The 20,146-nt window shown below is 61.1% G+C and carries 19 protein-coding genes; 9 read left to right on the top strand and 10 right to left on the bottom strand.

From position 1 onward, the window contains the following. Positions 1 to 106 precede the first annotated feature (106 nt). Both QUH67_RS11245 and QUH67_RS11240 read left to right on the top strand, forming a co-directional pair. Positions 107 to 382 carry a hypothetical protein gene (locus QUH67_RS11245; protein ID WP_300946751.1) on the top strand — a complete coding sequence of 92 codons (276 nt, stop codon included), beginning with the start codon at positions 107 to 109 and terminating at the stop codon, positions 380 to 382. A 164-nt stretch (positions 383 to 546) separates the two neighbouring features. After that, positions 547 to 1,734, top strand: coding sequence for an OpgC domain-containing protein (locus tag QUH67_RS11240; RefSeq protein ID WP_300946750.1), 1,188 nt, complete (start codon positions 547 to 549; stop codon positions 1,732 to 1,734). 31 nt (positions 1,735 to 1,765) lie between these two features. Here QUH67_RS11240 and QUH67_RS11235 read toward each other — a convergent pair whose 3' ends face one another. Next, complete coding sequence (locus QUH67_RS11235; RefSeq protein ID WP_300948007.1) at positions 1,766 to 3,067, bottom strand: glycoside hydrolase family 3 N-terminal domain-containing protein; 1,302 nt, start codon at positions 3,065 to 3,067, stop codon at positions 1,766 to 1,768. 294 nt (positions 3,068 to 3,361) lie between these two features. Here QUH67_RS11235 and QUH67_RS11230 point away from each other — a divergent pair, with 294 nt between their 5' ends. Genes QUH67_RS11230 through QUH67_RS11220 form a run of 3 tightly spaced genes read left to right on the top strand, consistent with a single transcriptional unit; the run spans position 3,362 to position 7,224 of the window. Then, positions 3,362 to 4,897 carry a DUF4153 domain-containing protein gene (locus QUH67_RS11230; protein ID WP_300946749.1) on the top strand — a complete coding sequence of 512 codons (1,536 nt, stop codon included), beginning with the start codon at positions 3,362 to 3,364 and terminating at the stop codon, positions 4,895 to 4,897. A gap of 33 nt (positions 4,898 to 4,930) precedes the next feature. Further along, the gene (locus QUH67_RS11225; RefSeq protein WP_300946747.1) at positions 4,931 to 5,635 is read left to right on the top strand and encodes a response regulator transcription factor; all 705 of its coding nucleotides are present in this window, start codon (positions 4,931 to 4,933) and stop codon (positions 5,633 to 5,635) included. Then, a complete protein-coding gene (locus QUH67_RS11220) occupies positions 5,632 to 7,224 on the top strand; it encodes an ATP-binding protein (protein ID WP_300946746.1) in 1,593 nt (530 codons plus the stop codon). Before QUH67_RS11225 ends, QUH67_RS11220 begins: the two co-directional genes overlap by 4 nt. 11 nt (positions 7,225 to 7,235) lie before the next feature. Here QUH67_RS11220 and QUH67_RS11215 read toward each other — a convergent pair whose 3' ends face one another. The 6 genes from QUH67_RS11215 to QUH67_RS11190 form a co-directional block, all read right to left on the bottom strand. After that, a complete protein-coding gene (locus tag QUH67_RS11215) occupies positions 7,236 to 8,468 on the bottom strand; it encodes an acetyl-CoA C-acetyltransferase (protein ID WP_300946745.1) in 1,233 nt (410 codons plus the stop codon). A gap of 84 nt (positions 8,469 to 8,552) precedes the next feature. Further along, positions 8,553 to 9,410 carry an HpcH/HpaI aldolase/citrate lyase family protein gene (locus tag QUH67_RS11210; RefSeq protein ID WP_300946744.1) on the bottom strand — a complete coding sequence of 286 codons (858 nt, stop codon included), beginning with the start codon at positions 9,408 to 9,410 and terminating at the stop codon, positions 8,553 to 8,555. A gap of 4 nt (positions 9,411 to 9,414) precedes the next feature. Then, positions 9,415 to 9,870 carry a MaoC family dehydratase gene (locus QUH67_RS11205; protein WP_300946743.1) on the bottom strand — a complete coding sequence of 152 codons (456 nt, stop codon included), beginning with the start codon at positions 9,868 to 9,870 and terminating at the stop codon, positions 9,415 to 9,417. After that, the gene (locus QUH67_RS11200; protein ID WP_300946742.1) at positions 9,870 to 10,646 is read right to left on the bottom strand and encodes an enoyl-CoA hydratase/isomerase family protein; all 777 of its coding nucleotides are present in this window, start codon (positions 10,644 to 10,646) and stop codon (positions 9,870 to 9,872) included. The genes QUH67_RS11205 and QUH67_RS11200 overlap by 1 nt, the downstream gene beginning before the upstream one ends. Next, positions 10,643 to 11,869, bottom strand: a complete 1,227-nt coding sequence (locus tag QUH67_RS11195; RefSeq protein ID WP_300946741.1) for a CaiB/BaiF CoA transferase family protein — start codon at positions 11,867 to 11,869, stop codon at positions 10,643 to 10,645. The genes QUH67_RS11200 and QUH67_RS11195 overlap by 4 nt, the downstream gene beginning before the upstream one ends. A 25-nt stretch (positions 11,870 to 11,894) precedes the next feature. After that, the gene (locus tag QUH67_RS11190; RefSeq protein ID WP_300946740.1) at positions 11,895 to 12,020 is read right to left on the bottom strand and encodes a hypothetical protein; all 126 of its coding nucleotides are present in this window, start codon (positions 12,018 to 12,020) and stop codon (positions 11,895 to 11,897) included. Between the two features lie 176 nt (positions 12,021 to 12,196). On the opposite strand from QUH67_RS11190, the gene QUH67_RS11185 reads away from it, so the two are divergent. The 4 genes from QUH67_RS11185 (at position 12,197) to QUH67_RS11170 (ending at position 17,315) form a co-directional block, all read left to right on the top strand. Further along, positions 12,197 to 12,970, top strand: a complete 774-nt coding sequence (locus QUH67_RS11185; protein ID WP_300946739.1) for an SDR family NAD(P)-dependent oxidoreductase — start codon at positions 12,197 to 12,199, stop codon at positions 12,968 to 12,970. A 13-nt stretch (positions 12,971 to 12,983) separates the two neighbouring features. Then, a complete protein-coding gene (locus tag QUH67_RS11180) occupies positions 12,984 to 14,894 on the top strand; it encodes a flavin-containing monooxygenase (protein ID WP_300946738.1) in 1,911 nt (636 codons plus the stop codon). Between the two features lie 782 nt (positions 14,895 to 15,676). Beyond that, positions 15,677 to 16,258 carry an NAD(P)H-dependent oxidoreductase gene (locus QUH67_RS11175; protein WP_300946737.1) on the top strand — a complete coding sequence of 194 codons (582 nt, stop codon included), beginning with the start codon at positions 15,677 to 15,679 and terminating at the stop codon, positions 16,256 to 16,258. Between the two features lie 262 nt (positions 16,259 to 16,520). Continuing rightward, complete coding sequence (locus QUH67_RS11170; RefSeq protein WP_300946736.1) at positions 16,521 to 17,315, top strand: class II aldolase/adducin family protein; 795 nt, start codon at positions 16,521 to 16,523, stop codon at positions 17,313 to 17,315. Between the two features lie 105 nt (positions 17,316 to 17,420). On the opposite strand, the gene QUH67_RS11165 is transcribed toward QUH67_RS11170, so the two are convergent. From QUH67_RS11165 to QUH67_RS11155, 3 genes are all read right to left on the bottom strand, one after another. After that, positions 17,421 to 18,200, bottom strand: coding sequence for an ABC transporter ATP-binding protein (locus QUH67_RS11165; RefSeq protein ID WP_300946735.1), 780 nt, complete (start codon positions 18,198 to 18,200; stop codon positions 17,421 to 17,423). Beyond that, a complete protein-coding gene (locus QUH67_RS11160) occupies positions 18,193 to 18,963 on the bottom strand; it encodes an ABC transporter permease (RefSeq protein ID WP_300948006.1) in 771 nt (256 codons plus the stop codon). The genes QUH67_RS11165 and QUH67_RS11160 overlap by 8 nt, the downstream gene beginning before the upstream one ends. 83 nt (positions 18,964 to 19,046) lie before the next feature. Next, a complete protein-coding gene (locus tag QUH67_RS11155) occupies positions 19,047 to 20,015 on the bottom strand; it encodes an ABC transporter substrate-binding protein (RefSeq protein ID WP_300946734.1) in 969 nt (322 codons plus the stop codon). Between the last annotated feature and the right edge of the window lie 131 nt (positions 20,016 to 20,146).

Genomic DNA, 20,146 nt, shown 5'->3' with positions numbered 1-20,146 from the left:
CAACAAATTCTGTTTTTCCGAATCATTGGTTGACTAATTTCTGTTTTTCAGAAATAATCGCTATCAGGGCGCTGCCAATTGCGCGATAAGGGGCCAGATTGCTAGCATGCAGTATTTCGTCGTGATGATCGACTATGGCCGCCGCGGTCGCGAGGCCATCGTGGACCCTGAAGTCACAAGGCGCGAAGTGATCTCCCGAATCGCGTCGGGTGAGTATAAGAACATCAGCTTCATCCATGAAATCGCGGGTTGCTCGGTCGAAGATATAACGGCCGAAATTCTCGGCGAGGCGGCCCTGCCCGAGGTCGCCGCCGCGGGCCTAGATCTACAAGCCGACCAGTTCGATCACATTCGCGATCTTCGCAAGCACGAACGCGCTTGATCACATTCGGCCCTATTCCCTCAAAACATTGTGATTGCAGGGCGGGCTTTAACCGCCAAGAGATTACTTAATTGTTCTTCACGTAGAGTCTATTCCGGCCGAGCGGACCATCGCGCTAGATTCGCGGTTCGATACCTCCGACTTGCAAAGCAATTAAACTCGTAATGCATTCATCAATGAAGAATGAGATCGCTGCGCGCGACGGCGATCTCCGACTGTACCTCCTGCTCGGTATCGCAACCTGGTTTCTATTCCTCGATCACGTGCCGCATAATGCAGTCAGCCTGCTGACCATGCGCAATTTCGGGTTCAGCGGGGCTATCGACCTGTTCATGTTCGTCGGCGGTTACACAGCCGCCATCCTTTATGGAAGGATGATGCTCGAGCGCGGCTTCATCGTGACGGCAACGCGGATCTTCAGGCGATTATGGCAGATTTACGCCGCCTATATCGTTCTATTCGTAATCTATATAAATCTGATCGGTTATGTCGCCCGCCAGTCCGCCGCGCCTGCGCTGATCAGCGAATTCAATGTCACGGGTATAGTCGATCACACGATCCGGACGCTGATTCACGGCCTTCTGCTTCGGGCCAAGCCGCTGAACCTCGATGTGCTGCAATTGTTTATCGTGCTGATGGCGGTCTTTCCGTTCGTCCTACTCGGCATGGTTCGCCGGCCAAATGTAACCATGGCAGCTTCGATCGGTCTTTACTTCGCGGCCCGCCAGTTCGACTGGAACCTGTCAGCGTTTCCTGATGGCCACTGGTATCTCAACCCGTTCTGCTGGCAGCTCCTGTTTGTGCTCGGCGCCTGGCTTGCGTTGAGCCGCCCTCATCTCACGCGCGTCGTAGACAAGCTTCAGACATTCGCAGCGCTGCGCGCAGCGGCGTGGCTCTACCTGTCGCTCGCCCTGGCAGTGACGGTGGCGGGCAAATTTCCGCAAGCAGCCCTCGTCCCGGACCTCCTGCGCGATATTGTCGGTCCCAATGACAGGGAAAACCTCGCCCCACTCCGGGTGCTTCACTTTCTCGCGTTGGCTTTCTTGTTCACCCATATGGTCCCACGGAATTGGTTTGGCTTTCGATGGCCGGCGTTGCAACCGGTCATCAAATGCGGCCATGAATGGCTGGCGGCCTTCTGCGCCGGCGTGTTTCTCTCGTTCGCCGCGCATCTTGTTCTGATCAATGGCCCGGACACACTTGCCATGCAGGTCCTGGTCAGCTTCGGCGGGGTTTTGCTCATGACTGGCGTCGCCTATTACGTAGCGTGGTCGAAACGACAGGATCACAAGCCCGCATTTCGATCCCAACTAATAACAGCCCTGCCCGAGGAGCGCCGGTTCGCCAAATAGCTCACGACAATCACACCCAGGCACGTGGCCATCAGTCCACGGGAAACCTCGCCTTCAAACGTACCTCACTGCTACGCAACATGGCCGCGTCGAGCCTTCCTTCTGACGCCGCCGCGGCTGCGCAAGCAAATATGCGATAGAACTGCGCGCCGTCGAAAGCGACCAGCAGCAAATCGACACCGGCATTTAGCGCCTCAATCACGGCGTTACAGACATTGCGTTGATAGATCGCACCCATCACAAGATCGTCGGTCATGACGATGCCTTGATAATTCCATTTCTTGCGAACAATGCCGTCGACGACCCTTTTGGAGTGCGACGCCGGACGATCGGGATCGACGGATGTGAGCGTCACATGACCGATCATCAGCTGTGCATTGGAACCAGCGAGTACTTTTCTGAAGGGTATCCAGTCGGCCCCCTCAAGCTCGTCCGCTGGCGTGTCGAGAGCGGCACTGAAATGATGGGTGTCGGTTCTTACCCGCCCGAGCCCTGGAAAGTGCTTGACCGCCGCGCCGACACCTGAGGCCTCGAGCCCGCTCACATAGGCCCGCGCGATGTCGGCGACGACAAGCGGATCATCGGAAATGGCGCGTTGCCCGATCAGCGTGTTGAAGTCGAACCGGTTACGCCTCGGTTCGGGTCGCAAGTCAAGCACCGGCGCCAGGTTGAGGTTGACACCGAGCGCGGCCAGTTCCTTTCCATGCGTATGTCCGAACGCAGCTGCCTTTTCGGCGCGCGCATCCGGCATCAGGCCAGCGAGGGTCGACAGCGCCGGCAGCCTGGTCAAGGGCGGCGCCAGATGCGAAACAATGCCGCCTTCCTGGTCGGCCGCGACGATCAGCGGCGCCAGGCCGGCCGTCCGTCGCATTTCCTGCAGCGCCGAGAGCTCTTCTTTCAACCCCGCCGGCGACGATCGCGCGATGTTGTGTTTGGTGATGTAGACGCCACCAATCAGGCCTTTCTCGGCCAGAACCGCTACCTCGGAAAATGAAGAGTATCCGACCACGAAATGCGGCCCAAGCCACCGCGCCTGCGTGGTGTCGGTCTGCAGGACACTGTGCTTGCGCCACTCAAACACCGCATGCGCACCAAGCATCATCGGGGATGGCAGGCACCACAACAGGATCAGCGCCCTCCCCGCAACACCTCCCTTCCAGTGGCCGCGGCGGATGAGAATGACCACGGCAATGATGCTCGCAGCGACAAGAACGACGTTACCCGGCCCACGCAGAGAAATCAGATAGGGGTTGTTCTTGTTGGCTGCAGCGAAAACGAAGGCGGCCCCAGCGAGCCAGACCAGGATGAAACCGAGGCGCTTGAGGATTTGCATGACCATGGAAAGCCGCATGTGCGGGGAAATCGAGCGAGACGATTGCCCGTATCAAACTTGCCGAGCTGGTGCGAGCGCATAAGCGCGACTGCACGGAAACTGCATAAAAATACTGAACTCTTGCAGACATGCTCCACGCAAATGCACGACAACACCCGATAGTCCGTCCTGCAAATCAGCAGTGGTTATCGAATGACTATTCCTACACGGCTGGCTAACGACGGTTGGTGGCTCTGCGAATATCCCTCGGCGAATCTGGTTCGCCATTTTTCTCTCCCGACAGGTGACACAAGGATGGCCGACCTCATCACGCCTGCTTCGGACGCCAGCACTGTTCAGCAAAGCGCTATGCCGATCAAGCCGGCGATAGTGATCGCACTCGCGGCACTCGCCGACTGGTTATTCTACGGCGAATCAATTGGAATCTCCGCAGTTATCTTTTCACTCGCGTTGGCCAGTGGCTCCCTGCTCGTCAATTTCGCTACGTTTCGGAACAGACAGGCGTTGCCGGTCGGCATCCTCTTGTTGCTCGGGTTGATGCCAGCTATCGAAGAACTCAATTTCAGCTCGCTGCTCTTCATCATAATGACGTTTGGAATATGCCTCCAAGTTGCGGGCAACCGTCCATTTGAAACGCTCGGACAACGCGCGTTGGCGCTTCGCGACCTCTACGTATTCGGCCCGTTCAGGTTCTTACGGGACGTCCCGGCCATGTTCGATCGATCGGCGGCGGCAGCAACCATCGCGATATGGATCGTCCCACTCGTTCTCGGTTGCGTCTTCACTTTCCTGTTCGCGTCGGCCAATCCGCTGATCGAGAAATGGATCCGGCTTGTCACTCCCGATGATGCAAGCTCTCATCTCAGTCTAAGTCGATCGTTGTTTTGGGTAGCGGCGTTGTCCGTGGCCTGGCCCTTCATCCATATTCAATGGCGCAGCAAGCCCGAGCGTTCGATAGACAGGACCCTCGTTGATATGACCGCGCTGGCCGGGGCTTTGATGAACTCCGCGGACGCGCGCACGCAGGAGCCGGAGACGGCGATCCGCCAGGCAGGCTTCTTCGGTGTAGCCGCGATCCTGCGTTCGTTGGTGCTGTTCAATCTTCTGTTTGCGGTTCAAACCGTCCTGGAGATCATCTATCTCTGGGGCAACACGGAGCTTCCTCCCGATATCAGCTATGCGACCGATGCGCACCGCGGCGCCTATCCCCTCATCATCACGGCGCTCCTCGCTGCAGGTTTTGTTCTGGCCGCCATGAGGCCGGGCGGACCAGCCGAACGATCCAGGGTGATCAGACCGCTGGTCTATGTATGGGTCGCACAGAATGTATTGCTCGTGGTGTCATCCATTCTGCGGCTCGATCTCTATGTTCAAACCTACCTGCTGACCTGGTGGCGCATTGCCGCTTTCGTCTGGATGGTGCTGGTCGTGTTGGGGCTGCTGCTCATCGTTGCCCGCATCGCTCTGAATCGTTCGAATGACTGGCTGATCCGCGCCAATCTTCTGACCTTGACGGCAACGCTTTACGTCTGCTCGCTGGTCAATTTCGCCGCCATCATCGCCGACTACAACGTCAGCCACAGCCGCGAGGCCAACGGCAAAGGTGTATGGATCGATTTGAACTATCTATTTTCGCTCGGCCCGCAGGCGCTGCCAGCCATAGACCGGGCGATTGTCCTTCGTGGCTTCGATCCTGCCCTTGTTTCCCGCCGTGGTTGCCTTGTAGAACAACAAGTGAAGCAGATGGCTTCATGGCGCGCCTGGGGTTTTCGGAGCTGGCGCCTCCAGCGCGCCCTGGGTGCCCAACCGAAAACTACGTCCGCAGGCTAGATCGACCACCGCCAGTAGCGCCAGGAGAGACGTTTGACGCACCGTATTCTGATCGTTGACGACGACCTGCACATCCGCGAGGTCATCCGGGTTGCGCTGAAGAAGGCCGGTATGACCGTCTTCGAAGCGCGCGACGGCAAGGAAGCATTGACGCGGTTCGCCGCCGACCGGCCGGATCTGATCATTCTGGATATCGGCATGCCGGAATTCGACGGCCTCGACGTCTGCCGCGAAATCAGAAAGTCCTCGGACGTGCCGATTCTGTTCCTCTCTGCGCGCGACGATGAGATCGATCGCGTGCTGGGCCTCGAAATCGGCGGCGACGATTACGTCACAAAACCCTTCAGTCCGCGCGAACTCGTCGCCCGCGTCAACGTCATCCTGCGCCGCACAGCCGCGCGCGTAACGAATGGAAGATCAGCCCAGGCCGCGCTCTCGCAAGGCAAGCTGTCGCTCGATCCCGAGCAGCATACCGCCGAGTTTGCCGGCACCCCACTTCGTTTCACCGCCATCGAATTCGGAATCCTGCGGGCATTTCTGACGCGGCCGACGCTCGTCTTCAGCCGGGAGCAGATCATGAACGCCGCCTATCAGCTCAACATCCAGGTGTCGGATCGCACGATCGACAGCCACATTCGCAATATCCGGGCAAAGCTGTCTGCCGCGAATTGCGACAATGTCATCGAAACCATTCACGGCGTCGGCTTCAAGCTTGGCCGATGCGAGCCGCTGGCATGATACGACGTCCGGGCGAAAAGTGGCGACCATCCGTTGGACAGGTCATTTTCACCGCGCTGGCCACCGCGGCGACACTGCCACTGGTCGGACTGTTCTTCTTTCGCCTCTACGACAATCAGCTCATTCACCAGACCCAGGCCGAACTGATCGCGCAAAGCCGGGTGCTGGCTGCGGTCTATGCGCGGGAAGTAGAAGCCCGCCTCGGCGACGGCCTCGTCCTCGGCGTTGAAATTCCGCCCGAGGCGCGCCCGGATCGCGACGACCAGTTGACACCGATCCGGCCCGCGCTCGATCTTGCCGCCGGCGGAGACCTGCTACGTCGGCGTCCGAACGCCCTTCCCGCGAATGCACCCGCCTCGTCCGCCTACGCAGAGATCGGCACCCGGCTGATGCCGATCATCCTGGACACGCAGAAAGTCACGCTGGCCGGCTTCCGCATCCTTGATTCCCGCGGCGTCGTGATTGCCGGCCGCGACGAAGTCGGCCAGTCGCTCGCTCACATCGAGGAAGTAGCGACGGCGCTGCGAGGTCAATATCGGGCGGTCCTGCGAATTCGAAAGCCGGACAAGCCGCCGCCGCCGATCTATTCGATCAGCCGCGGCGTTGGCGTCCACGTATTTTCGGCGATGCCGGTGATCGTCAACAACCGCGTCGGCGGCGTCATCTACACCTCGAGAACGCCAAGCAACATCTTCGATCATCTCTATCAGGAGCGCGGCAAGTTCATCCTGGCGGCGCTGGCCGTCGTTTTCGCCACCATCGTCATCGGTCTGGTTTTTTCTCGAACCATCACGCGACCGATGCGCGAGCTGGTCGATCGCGCCGCCCGCATCAGCCGTGGCGACCGTGACGCGTTTCGCCCGCTTGCCCACTACGGGACACGCGAGCTGGCCCTGTTGTCGCACAGCTTCCTCGATATGGCGGAACAACTGTCGCGTCGGTCCGATTACATCGCTACCTTCTCCTCGCACCTTACCCATGAACTGAAGTCGCCGCTGACATCGATCAAGGGCGCGGCTGAACTGTTGCTGGACTCTTTGCAAAGCAAATCGGACACGCTCACCCGGATGGAGCAAAAGAATTTCATCTCGAACATTCTGGGTGACACCGGACGCCTGGAAGCGATGACCCAGCGGTTGCGGGAGCTGGCACGCGCAGAAACCGCACCGCAGAACGAACATACCGAACTGTCGCAGGTGATAGGCGGGCTGAAGAGCCGCTTTCCGACGAGGACTATAGATGCGACGGGGTGCCTCGATCGCTCGATCGGCATGTCCGGTGAAAAGGCCCTGATCGTCTTGTCGCACCTGACTGACAACGCCATTCGCCATAACGCAAAAAGCGTGCGGCTCGAAGCCGTTGCGGCAGACACTTCCATCAAGATGACCGTCACCAATGACGGTGATCCGATATCCGCACCGAACCGGGAAAAGATCTTCGATGCGTTCTTCACCACGCGCCGCGACACCGGCGGCACGGGCATGGGCCTCTCCATTGTCCAGGCCGTGATGACGAGTCACGGCGGATCAATTCGGCTCGTGCCGACCAACGAAGGCATAATGTTCGAATTGCAGTTCCCGGCGGCCTGACGACCGCGCCGTCAGACGCGCTCGATGATAATAGCCGGCGCCATGCCGCCAGCGGCGCACATCGTTACCAGTCCACGTTTGAGATCGCGGCGCTCCAGTTCGTCCAGCACGGTCCCGATCAGGATCGAGCCCGTCGCCCCGATCGGATGGCCAAGCGCGATCGAGCCGCCATTGACGTTGACCTTGTCGCGGTCGAGCTTGAGATCGCGGATGAATTTTTCGGCGACGACCGCAAATGCCTCGTTGATCTCGAACAGATCGATATCATCGAGCGTGAGCCCCGCCTTGGCCAGCACCTTGCGGGCGGCCGGCACCGGTGCGTTCAGCATCAGGGTCGGTGAGTCCCCCATATTCGCCATCGCAACCACGCGGGCGCGCGGCTTCAGCCCATGGGCCTTTGCGTAACTTGGAGACGCCAGCAGAATCGCGGCAGACCCGTCGACCACGCCGGACGAATTACCGGCATGGTGCACGAAGTTGATGTCGAGATCAGGATACTTGTCCAGGATGAGCTTTCGGTAGGTCGTGCCCTGGTCGTCGAGCGCATAGTCCGCGATTGCCGGGAAAGCCGCCTTCAATCCGGCCAGTCCTTCCATGGTCGTCTGCGGCCGTGGATATTCCTCCCTATCCAGCGCAAGGCTGCCATCCTCGCGATAAACAGGCACGAGGCTCTTGTCGAAATGTCCGCCCTTGATCGCCGCCGCCGCACGCCTCTGGCTTTCGAGGCCGAGTTGATCGACATCCTGTCGCGTAATGCCTTCCAGCGTCGCCACCGCATCGGCGCAGACGCCTTGATGCGATTGCGGATGTTTTGCACGCAGGCGAAGATTGCCGTTATCCATCATGAACGGCCCCTCCCCGCGGCGCCCATCCATCGACATCATCTCGGTGCCGCCGGCAATCACAAGATCCTCGGAGCCCGCCATGATCGAGTTTGCCGCCATGTTGACGCTTGTGATGCCGGACCCGCAAAACCGGTCCAGCGTCACCGCACTGGCTCGAACGTCATAGCCGGCGTCGAGCGCCGACATCCGCCCGAGATCGCCGCTCTGCTGGGCGCGTTGCGAGCTGGTACCCCAGACAATGTCATCGACGTCAGCGGTATTGATACCGGTGCGCTCGGCCAGCGCGCGCAACACCGCAGCACCGAGCTGCTGCGGATGAATACCCGACAAGGCACCCTTGCCGGCCTTGCCGATACCGCGTGGGGTCCTGCATGCATCGATAATCAGCGCGTCAACCATGGTACCTTCCTCAAAACCTGATGTTCCCCGGTATTTGCAGCCGACCCAGCTACAAAGTCAATCCAGTCCGGAACCGCCGGCCCTCTACCGCCCTCGCAGCGCCAAAATCTTCTCCGCCGCACGCAAATGCGGCTTGTCGATCATCTTGCCGTCGATCTTCACGACGCCGGATGTCGGATTGTCGTTGAAGGCCTTGACCACTTTTTCCGACCAGGCGATTTCCTCGTCCGTCGGCATGAAGGCGGCGTTGACGACGTCGACGTGCTTGGGATGGATCACCGCCTTGGCGAGGAAACCATCCTGCCGCGCGGCGATCGCCTCTTCCCGGAGTCCGTCGAGATCGTTGATGTCCGTGGCGATGGTGTCGATGGCGACCACGCCGGCTGCCGCGGCGCTGATCAGGCAGAGATCGCGCGCCAGCAGGAACGGACCGTGGTAGCGCCCGCCCGTCCGGTTTCGCGATGCACCGAGCGAGGCCGCGAGGTCCTCGGCGCCCCACATCATGCCCCAGAGCCGCGGGCTCATGTTTTCGAAATCGAGCAGCTTGAGGACGGCCCTCGCGGTCTCCGTCGCCACCGTCACGATGCGTGTCGCGCCGTGCTCAATCCCGGCAGCCGCCTCGAAGGCATCGAGATACAGCGAAAGCTTGTTCACATCGGCGGCGCCGGCGCATTTCGGCAGCACGATCCCATCGGGCCGGCCCGGCATGACGGCCGCGAGGTCGCCGAGCGTCATATCCGTATCTAGCGCGTTGACGCGAATGTAATACTTCTGGCTCGGATTCCTTGCGTCGAGCATTTCGCGAACCGTGCGCCGCGCGCCGACCTTTTCATCCGGCGCGATCGAGTCCTCAAGGTCGAGGATCAGCGCGTCGGCTGCGGTCTTCTTGGCGTTTTCGAACTTGCGCTGGCTGTCGCCGGGCACGAAAAGGAACGATCTCATGGCGTCACGCCTTTGGCTTGCAGTGCATCAACCCGGTCCGGCGGCAGCTTGCTACCACTTCGCCGCGCTGATTGGTCATCGTGTGCTCGAACTCAACAATGCCCTGGGTCGGCCGCGACTTGCTGGCGCGCTTGGAGATGATCTTGGTGTGCGCTTTCAGCGTATCGCCGTGAAACACCGGTTTTGGGAATTTCACATCGGTCATGCCCAGATTGCCGATCGTGGTGCCGAGCGTGGTATCGTAAACGCTCATGCCGATCATGATACCGAGCGTATAGAGACTGTTGAACAGCCGCTGGCCGAACTCGGTATTCTCGGCGAAATGTGCATCGATATGCAACGGCTGCGGGTTCATGGTCAGCAGGCTGAACATGGTGTTGTCCATCTCGGTCACGGTCCTGGAAAATTCATGGTGAAATTCCCGGCCGACCTCGAATTCCTCGAAGTACAATCCCGCCATCAGCGTCCCCTGTAGTTTGGTGTCCGCTTTTCAACGAACGCATTCAGGCCTTCCTGACAATCTTCCGTCGTCGCAACAAGCGCAAAACTCTCGGCGGCATTTTCGACCGACCGGCGGAAGTCGGCATCGACCGCGCGCATGAAGGCGTCGCGTCCGATCTTCATCACGATGGAGGACTTGGCGGCAAGCTTCCTCGCGATTTCCCGCGCCCGATCGAGCGCCGTGCCCTTCGGCACAATTTCGCTGAGCAGGCCCATGCGAAAGGCGGTCGCGGCATCGAACGGTTCACCCAGGAATAGCGGCCCGAACGCCTGGTGCTTGCCGACTAGCCTCGGCAATTGCACGAAATGAATGGCCGGGATCAGCCCGACATCGATTTCCGGATAGCCAAAGGTGCAGGCATCACCGGCGATGATCATGTCGCAGGAGATCGCAATCGTCATGCCGCCGGCCCGCACCGCGCCGTCGACCGCGGCGATGGTCGGCTTGCCCATGCGATACTGGGTATCGTTAAGCGCGAAATACAATTGCTCGAGAAACTTCTTGGTCTCGATCCCCGGCTTGCCTCTGACGATGTCCAGATCGAGCCCGGCGCAAAACACCTTGTGGGCGCTGCCGATGATGACGGCGCGCACAGCCTCGTCATCCCTGGCCTTCGCTAGCGCCGCCAGCAGCGCATCGATCAGGTCCATGCTGAGCGCATTGACCGGTGAGCGGTCCAGCATGATCTCGGCAATGTTGTCCGAAACGGAATAGCGAACGAGATCGATACTCATGCCGTGTCTCCCCTGCTCTCTCCCTTGGCCTGTCGCACCGCGCCGGCCTTGACCAGATTGTCGACGGCGCCGCGCTCGAAGCCTGCCTGTAGCAGCACCTCGTAACTGTCCTGCCCGATGTCGGGCGCCGGGCTCAGATCATCCTCCGAGAAGCTCGCAATGCCGGGCGTTCTCGGGGAGTATACCGGCCCCACCCCCGGCGTCTGCTGGCACACCGCCGCCCGTGTCGCTTCGACATGGGCATTGCGCAGCCATTCTCCGGAATTGAGAATCCGTTCTGCAATGAGATCGGCGGCATGCAGACGGGCGAGCCAGGCATCCGTCGGCCGTGTCAGGAACACCTCGCGCAACTGCGGGATCAGCGCATCCACCGCGTCTGCCCGTCGTGCAAAATCCGCAAAACGCGGGTCACTGGCGAGATCGTCACGGCCGATCGCGGCACATAGTCGCTTGTATTGCGGCTCGTTCACCAGCGTGACCATCATCCAGCCGTCGGCCGTCTGGTACGAGCCCGCCGGCACATTGAGGGCGCGCGGCGCGCCCCCCTCGAGGATGTGCTCGGCCACCTTGTGGCCAAGCAACGCCGACGTCGACTGGCAGAGATTGACGTCGATCCAGCGCCCGGTGCCGACGGTTGCACGTGCGAACAGCGTCGTTGCAATGGCCTGGAAGGCATAGACCCCGGTGACGACGTCGGAGATTGTGGTGCCGGCCCGATGCGGGGTGCCGTCATTGCCGACATTGATCGAGACAAATCCGGAGAAGGCTTGCGCTACCGAGTCCGAGCCCGGCCGTTTTGAATAGGGCCCGCTCTGCCCGAACGCGCTGACTGACAGATAGATCAGGGCGGGATTTTCGCGCGACAGTTCCTCGTAGCCAATACCGAGCCGCGCAGCCACGCCGGGCCGAAAACCTTCGATCAGGACATCGCACTCCCGCGCCAGCCGCCGGGCGATGGCGATCCCGTCCTTGTGCTTCATGTCGAGGCAGAGACTGCGCTTGCCGCGGTTATAGACCGCCGACAGCGTGGTATGGTTGCCATAGGTCGTGCCGAGAAAACGCGACCAGTCCCCCTCAGGCGGCTCGATCTTGACGACGTCAGCCCCGTACACGGCGAGCAGCATAGCGCAATAGGGCGAGGCGATGCCCTGCCCGAAATCCAGCACGCGCAGGCCGCGATACGGCGCCTCATGCGTTGGCGATAGCTTGGGTGCGATAGCCATGTCTTCTCCCGGATCGGGCCGAAAGCTACAGCGCGAGACGGCGCTGACGAATGTTTTCGCTGGCTTTCAGCTCTTCGATCCCGGATGTGTAGACGATCTGGCCCTTGTCGATAACCGTCGCGTGGCTCGCAAGGCCAAGGCAAAAATGCATGCTCTGCTCGGCCAGAACCGTGACGGTGCTATTGGCTGCCGCGGCAGGGCGAGATAAGCCTTGATCATCGCCTCGCTGCCGCGGAGTGTAGTCGGGAGGATTTCAGGGATGGGGAATGGAAACGCAAACCGGTAGCTCGTCTCGCGCGGGCTGTTCATTCCTGAAAGGAAACAGCCATGACCGCTGAGGGTATTGTTCTCGTCACCGGCGGCAGCCGTGGCATTGGCGCTGCTACCGCGACGCTTCTCGCCGGACGGGGCCAACGCGTCGTGATAGCGGACATCGCACCGGAGCCGTTGACCGGCACTCAGGCCATCTTGTGGCCCGCCCCACTAGATGTCGCCAATGAAAGCGCCGTCGTCAACGGCGTCGCCGACATCGAGGCTGTGCACGGCCCGATCACCGACCTGGTCAACGCCGCCGGCGTCTTCGGCAAGATGCATCCCATCGAGCGCGTGCGGATGGATCAGTGGGATCGCGAGGTCAACATCGACCTCCGCGGGACCTTCCTGGTCGCGCGCACCGTCGGCGTGAAAATGGCCGAACGCCGACACGGCGCGATCGTCAATGTCGCCTCCGTCGCCGGCATGACGTCGGGGCCCATCCACGCCTACACCGCCGCAAAGGCTGGCGTCATCCAGATCACCCAGACGCTGGCCGCCGAATGGGGCCGCACTGGCGTCCGCGTCAACGCGGTTTCGCCCGGCTTCACGCGCACCGCGATGCTGGAGGCCGGCATTGCGTCAGGTGCGTTGAACAGGAAGTTGCTCGAAAGCCCGACCGCCATGAACCGGCTGGTGGAGCCGATCGAGGTCGCGCAGGCGATCGCGTGGCTGCTGTCGCCGATGAGCAGCGGTGTGACCGGGATCAACCTCCCGGTAGACGCCGGATATATCGCGGGCACCACCTGGGCCGCCTATGGCGGCCTGCGCGAAGCACCCGGCGTGTAGCGAGGACATCGGGATGAACATCGAAGTGCCGCGCAAGAAACTCGACCTGTCGTCCGCGATCGCCGAGGGCGACATACGCGTGCTGCTGATGGTGCTGGTCCATATGACCGGCGACGAACGCTGGCTGGAAGCGCCTTACAAGCCGAAGCGGGATATCCGCCTGATCCCGGATCCGCAAGCCGGCGTGCCGCCGGAAATCCAGGCCGAAATCCGCGCCGCCGTGCTGAAACTGTTCGCCAGCGGGAAGCCAAAGCCGGTCATCACCGACCCCGGCAACGATATGATGCTGAGGATGATGCGCGCGACGCTCGGCGAGAACGTCGCGCCGGAATACGCGCCGTTGATGCGCGAGGAGATGGGCTTCGTGCCCCGCGAAACGCGTTGGAGCAAGCCGCCAGAGGCCGATAAGCTTGCGCATCAGCACGTGCTGATCGTCGGCGCCGGCGTCTGCGCCATCGCGCTGGGCGTAACCCTCGGCCGCCTCGGCATCCCCTACACCATCGTCGAAAAGAACGCCGAACTCGGCGGCACCTGGTATATGAACCGCTACCCCGGATGCGGCGTCGATACCCCGAACCATTCCTATTCCTTCTCGTTCGGCGCGCGCAATCCATGGACACGCTATTTCGCCCAGCGTCAGGAACTGCTGGATTATCTCAAGAAGGTTGCGCTCGAATACGATATCCGAGCGCATCTCCGCCTCAATACCGAACTGACATCGTCGCGCTGGGATGAGAACAAGCGGCGCTGGATATCGACCTTGAAGACCCCCGATGGCGAGGAGACGTTTGAGTCGACCACGCTGGTCAGCGCCATTGGCCAACTCAACGATCCCGCTCCCGCGCACTTCAAGGGCGAGGAAGATTACAAAGGCCTGACACTGCACTCGGCGCTGTGGTCAGACGACATCAATCTCGACGGCAAGCATGTTGCCGTCATCGGCACCGGCGCGACCGCGATGCAACTGGTGCCGTCGATCGCGGACCGCGTCGCGTCGGTCACCGTCTATCAGCGCACCGCGCAGTGGGCGCGCCCCGTGGCGGGCTACTCCGATCCGATCACCGAGGGGGCGCAATGGCTGCTCGCGCATCTGCCATTTTATGTGCAGTGGTATCGCTTCAACATGTTCTGGCGCTACGGCGATGGCCTGCTGCCGTTCCTGCGCAAGGACCCGGCATGGCCGCACCCCGATCGCGCGGTCAACAAGGGCAATGACCGGCATCGCGAAGAGCTGACGAACTTCATCCAGTCCGAATTGAAAGACCGCCCCGACCTGATCGAAAAATGCGTGCCGACCTATCCGCCCTACGGCAAGCGCATCCTGCTGGACAACAACTGGTTCAAGACACTGACGAAGCCGAATGTCGAACTGGTCACGGACAGGATCGACCATTTCGCAAAGGACGGCATTGTGACCTCGGACGGCACGCTGCGACCGGCCGATGCGATCGTGGTCTCCACCGGCTTCAAGGTCACCGAGATGGCCGCGCGCCTCAACATCAGCGGGCGTAATGGAAAGAATCTCAAGGCGGCGTGGGCCAATGATAACCCGACGGCCTATCTCGGCCTCACCGTGCCGGACTTCCCGAATTTCTTCGTGATGCTCGGTCCCAATTCAGGCCCCGCGCATGGCGGCAGCGTGATCTTTCAATCCGAATGCCAGAGCCGTTACATCTCGGCCTGCCTCGTCGAAATGATGGAGCGTGATATCGCAGTCATCGACGTTCGCCCGGAAGCCCACGATGAGTACATTCGTAAAGTGGATGCCGAGCATCAACAACTGATCTGGACGCATCCCGGTATGACAACCTACTACCGCAACGGGCTGGGCCGCGTATTCTCGGCGATGCCGTGGCGATTCGTGGATTACTGGGCGATGACCCACGATCCCGATTTGCGCGATTACCGCCAGACGGTGGCCTGACATTGGTTCCCCGGAACCGTCGTAGTACTACTGCCATCGGGAAAGCTTGACACCGGCCTGTATCTGCCGCAGCATTTGCACGCTGCACCTGATGGAGTCACGGAGCTTCGGCTCCCTGCTTCGCAGGCATTGACGCCCCCGATCATACGATCAAGGCGGCACGCAGCAGGTGCGGACGAAAGTCCGTCGGCCAACCTCTTGAGGAGGAGCATGACGCCACCGGATCAGACTGGTGACCTTGCTCATCGCAGGGTCCGGGTGCGGTCGAGGTCGTAAGCAGCTGCTGACCTCATCGCGCTTTCAACAATTCGAACATAGAGCGGGACTGGAGCGCAAAGGCCACGCGCTGTCGGATCCTGAGACCATACTGGTTTTTGCCAGACCTCCTTCGCCTATAACGAAGATGTAGGGCCCCGCGATGCTTTCATGCACCGGGGCCCATTCGTTGTTGAGGACCAAAACACCGCGCGAGGTTCGAGCAAGCTCACGGCGTCGAGCTCGGATGGTTGTTCTGGGCGGATCGTATCGACACGCCGATCGAGCGCATCAGGAATCCAGCGTCGATCGCAACGGCGCTCGGCAGCCGTCACAAGGCGTGCTGACTGTTCAATGACGGAGCAGCTTTGTAGCCGTGCCGCGGAGCAAACGACCGCCTTTTGACCCCTGTCAAAGTCCGAAACGTAATTACTGCGCATACTTCGCAGTAGTCTTGCATCAACGGCGGCATTCATTCGTTACGTTGCACGAGTGGGCCTGTCACCCTGCCTGAACCCGGACGACACATGACGAAGCGAATTGCAATCATCCAGGGCCATCCGGATGCGGCCGGCCATCACCTGTTGAACGCGATGGCTGAGGCCTACGCTGAAGCCGCGACTTCGGCGGGACATGAAGTACGACGCATCGAGGCAGCAAAGCTGGATTTCACCTTCCTGCGCACGCAGTCGGATTTCGAGACCGGCGAGTTGCCGCCGAGCCTGGTGCAGCCCCGCGATGACATGCGATGGGCGGAGCACTGGGTATTTCTCTTTCCGCTCTGGCACGGAACCATGCCGGCGCTGTTCAAGGGCTTTCTCGAGCATATCTTTCGGCCAGGCTTCACCATGGAGTACCGGGAAAAGCGGTTTCCGAAACGCCTGCTCGCCGGTCGTTCGGCTCGCGTCGTGGTGACCATGGGGATGCCGGTGATGCTCTATCGCTGGTACTTCGGCGCCTTCGGGGTGCGCAGCTTCGAGCGCAGCATGCTGAGCTTCGCCGGAATCAAACCGGTCCGTGAAAGCCTATACGGCCTCACCTTTGCCGACGACAAGAAACGCGCGCGCTGGATCGAAGACATGCGTCGGCACGGCAGCCAGGGCGATTGACGCAGGGCCCGCGGCAATCGCCGCAGCTGCTCAGACAAACGTAAGCAGCCGCTTCGGCGTCTCCACCGTGATCATTTCGATTTCCGCTTCCGAAAAGCAGCGCCAGCGCATCGTCGGGATCGGCGGCGCATTCGAATTTGAGCCGCCAGACCTGCAATAACGCCGGCGGTGCTTGCCTTGCCGTGCAGCGAATTTTGCCGCTATCCTGCCGACCAATGATCCGGCCCCGTCCCGGCCAATAATCCAACCGTGGAGAAACGCCATGAATCCGCCCGTCAGTTCGCCTGCCGTCAAGGCCGTCAAATCGGTCCGCGAACAGGTCAGCCCGGAAGAATGGCGGGCGCGGGTCGATCTCGCGGCCTGCTACCGTCTCACGGCAATGTACGGCATGACCGAGATGGTCGCCAACCACATCTCCTGCCGGGTGCCGGGAACGACCGACCAGTTCCTGATCAATCCCTACGGGATGCTCTACGAGGAGATCGACGCTTCCAGCTTGATCAAGATCGATGTCGACGGCAACACGCTGTTCAACGCGTCGGACTATGACGTCAACGTCGCCGGCTTCGTCATTCACAGCGCGATCCACATGGCCAAGCACGACATGGACTGCGTCGCGCATACGCACACGCCGGCCGGCATGGCCGTATCGGCGATGGAATGCGGCCTGCTCCCGTTGGCGCAAACCTCGATGCGGTTTTTCCATATCGCCTACCACGATTTCGAAGGCATCGCCGACAATGTCGACGAGCGCGAGCGGTTGGTGAAAGACCTCGGCGACCATGAAGCGATGATCCTTCGCAACCACGGCCTGCTCGTCGTCGGCCGCACGGTGCCGGCGGCGTTCAACGTGCTGTTCCGGCTCGAGCGCGCCTGCCAGGTGCAGGTCATGGCACTGTCCTGCAACACCAAGCTGATCTATCCGCCGCAAGACATCCTCGAAGATACATATCAACGCATGCAGCCGAAACCAGGCCGCAGCGCCCGCAACGGCGACCTCGCCTGGCCGGCGCTGCTGCGCAAACTCGACCGCGCCGATCCCTCTTACCGGAACTGACAGCGCATCACTTCATCGCAGGCGCCGCCTTCGCCGTGCTGCCGGTGATCGACAACGCCTTGCTCAAGGCCGTTCTCGCCTGATATCCGAAGCACCGCCGGCGGATCAGCCGGTCTTGCGCCCGTGGTGACTATGCAGTTGCGACGAAAGCAGCCGTCGCCATTCGTTGAATTCCGGGCTTGCGATATCGCGCGGCCGCGACAGGTCGATCCGGTATTCGTTATCGATACGGCCGGGCCCCGGCGACATCACCACGACCCGATCGGCCAGGAAGATCGCCTCCTCGATCGAGTGGGTGACGAAGATGACAGTCAGGCCGGTTCGCGACCAGATATCGACCAGTTCGTCCTGCAGGCGCTCACGCGTCATGGCATCCAGCGCACCGAACGGTTCGTCCATCAGCACGACCTCGGCGTCGTTGGCAAGCACGCGCGCGATCGCGACGCGCTGCTTCATGCCGCCGGAGAGCTGGTGCGGATAGACATCGGCAAAATTCTGCAATCCGACGAGTTCAATGAACCGGTCGGTCGTCTCGCGAATTTCGGCCCTGGTGCGCCCCCTCGACTTCGGGCCGAAGCCGACATTGTCCCGGACGTTGAGCCACGGAAACAGCCCGTAGTCCTGAAACACCATGCCGCGGCTCGGGCCCGGCCCAGATATCGGCATTCCCCACATGAGATTATCGCCATGCGTGGCCGCCTCGAACCCCGCCGCCATCCGCAACAGCGTGGATTTTCCGCAGCCCGAAGCGCCGATCAGGCAGATGAACTCGCCTTTCTTCACGCGCAGATTGGCGCCGCGCAGCGCCTCGATCGCGCGGCCGCTCTGCGCGTAGGTCTTGCCGACGTTCCTCATCTCGAGGATCGGGATCGGGGCTTCAGCCATGCGATGGACTCCATGCCAGAAGGCGCCGCCCAATCAGCATCACCAGTTGGTCGGACAGGAAACCGAACGCACCGATGACGATCATGCCCGAAATCACGATCTCGGTGCGCGAGAGCTGGCGCGCTTCCATGATGATCGCGCCCAGTCCCGTCTGCACGCCGGTCATCTCGCCGACGACGATCACGACCCACGCAAAACCCAGTCCAAGCCGCATGCCGGTGAAGATCGAAGGCAGCGCCGCGGGCAGCACGACGCGAAAAAACTGCGCTGACTCCGTGCAGCCGAGCATCGATGCCGCCTCGAACAGCCGCGGCTCGACCGAACGCACGCCGAAAATGGTGTTGACCAGGATCGGATAGAACGCGCCAAGGAACACCAGAAAGAACGCCGAGCGAGGACCAAGGCCGAAGATGATCATCGCCAGCGGCAGCCAGGCCGTCACCGGCACCGGCCGCAAGATCTGGATGGTCGGATCAAGCAGCTGCCGGACCAGCGGTACGCGCCCGATCAGCATCCCGAGCGGTAGCGCGACCATCAGCGCCAGCGCAAACCCTCCATAGACGCGGCTGACGGAGGCGAGCAAATGAATATGCAAGGTCTTGCTGTAGGCGTCGTCATTGATCCCGCCGAACGCGAGATCCCAGAGTTCGAGCCAGACTTCGTACGGTGGCGGAATCAGGCTCCCGGGGCGATTGACCGTCGCAAAATGCCAGATCGCCAGCATGGCGGCAGGAAACGCAATTGCCAGCAGCAAGGGCCGCAGGCGCGGCCACCATGTAGTGACCCAGGACGCCTTGCGTGCGCCGACCGCGCTATCTTCGCTATCGGCCGCGAGCGTGGTCACGGTCAGGTCGGCTTCACCGCATCGACGAAACTCGTGTCGATGAAGGTCGCAAAATCCGGCAGGCGCTTGATCTGCTTCAGCGCCAGCATATGGTCGGCGTAGATTTTCGATTGCTCGATCTGCTTGGCTTCGAGCTTCCACGTCAGTTCGACATTCGGCACCGAAGCCTCGATCGCCTCCTTTTTCTGGCCGAGCTTGCTGGATGCCATTGCGACCATGGCGTCCTTGTTGGTCGCCGCAAAATCGGTCGCTCTCTGATGGATACCGAGCATCGCGCGGACAAGGCCAGGCTTCTGTGCAATCACGTCGCGATGCGTGCCGAACACCATGTTCAGCGATCCCATCGCCGTCGAATAGGGATATTCGACCAGCGAACCGACGCCGCTCGACAGCGACACGCCGGGGCCGGGCTCGGCGCCGACATACGCATCGATGTCGCCGCGGGACAGTGCGATGTGCATTTCGCTGAAGGAAACGCGCACCGGCTCGACATCCTTGATCGTCATGCCTTCCATGCGCAGCCGCTCCAGGAAGAACACCTCTTGTGTCGTTCCCGGGAACACCGCGACCCGCTTGCCTTTGAGATCCTTGATCGCGGCGATCCCTGCATCCTTCTTGGCGATAATCGCCATGCCACGGTTGCAGGTCGAGGCGATGACCACGACCGGTTCACCGGCCGCGGCGCCGAGCAGTGCCGCGGCGATGCCGAACGCGCCGAAATCGACTGACTTGGTCACGACGGCGTTCTTGCACTCGGTCGGCGTTTCGAACGGCAGCACCTCGATCTTGTAGCCCGCCGGCACGAACTGGTCGTAGAAATAGGGAGCAATCGAGTGGATCAACTTCAGCGCACCGGCCCGGATGACAATCGTTTCCTGAGCCCGAACGATGGCCGGACTGGCGAACAATCCAGCCCCGATACCGGCACCAAGCCCGGCAATGAATTCACGTCGGCGGATCGCAGATGTCATCAAGCACTCCTCTTTTGAATCTGAGAAATGCAACAAACATGCCGCCCGAACAGGCCCTTACCGGTGCTTCTCGCGCTTGGGACGCAAGCGCTATGCGCGAAAATTAGGCTACTTTCGATCCAGCTGATCAG

It is taken from the genome of Bradyrhizobium roseum (assembly GCF_030413175.1).
Classification (GTDB): domain Bacteria; phylum Pseudomonadota; class Alphaproteobacteria; order Rhizobiales; family Xanthobacteraceae; genus Bradyrhizobium; species Bradyrhizobium roseum.
The sequence above is the reverse complement of the archived record's forward strand: the minus strand, read 5'-3'. Positions and strand labels throughout refer to the sequence as shown.